The sequence below is a fragment of the Pararcticibacter amylolyticus genome (genome assembly GCF_003130405.1).
In the GTDB taxonomy this organism is placed as follows: Bacteria; Bacteroidota; Bacteroidia; order Sphingobacteriales; family Sphingobacteriaceae; genus Arcticibacter; species Arcticibacter amylolyticus.
On sequence record NZ_QEAS01000098.1, the window covers coordinates 1 to 620 of the forward strand.

The 620-nt window shown below is 58.7% G+C and carries 1 pseudogene; it reads right to left on the reverse strand.

Annotated elements, in window-relative coordinates:
* Window positions 1-620 (reverse strand): annotated as a pseudogene (locus tag DDR33_RS26260) (hypothetical protein); the annotation flags it as partial.

The window sequence follows — 620 nt, forward strand, 5'->3', positions numbered from 1 at the left end:
ACCCGCACGTTCCCCTGGTAGTCTTTGACCATGTATTCGGCCTTCAGGCTGCTGCCCGTGTTCCGTACCCGCCCTTCGGCCATCCCGAAGTACGACAGCGCCCCGTTCTCGTAGACGAAACCGGCGATATAGTCGGTGGTCTTCTGAAGGCTGTTGTTGTCGTACTGCTGCTTGCGCACCAGGACCCCCGTGGCATCGTAGGTATAGCTGATATAACGCCCCGCGGAGGTGGTGATGGTCACTTTCTCCGTCCGCCCCAGGATGTTGTAGCTCAGCGTGGTCCCTTTTTTAGGGTCACCCGTCAGGCTCCCGCTTTCATCATAGCTGTAGGCAGCAGCAGAGCCGGTCAGGTTCTTTACCCCCAGGGTGCTGCTGCCCCCGTCGCTGAGGCTGCTCAGCCGGTTGCCTTCATAGCTGTATGACAGGTTGTCCATCGTGATGATCGTCCCGCTAATATACGCATTCCGCTGAAGGGACAGGATATTGCCGTTCTCATCGTAACGGATATTCTTCTCGTCATAGGCCCCGGCGTTCCCCCAGCTGCCGCCTGAGGGGCGCTCCTGGTACAGGGCGTTCTTCAGCCGCTGAAGGTTGTCGTACTCAAAACGGTAGCTCCGCTC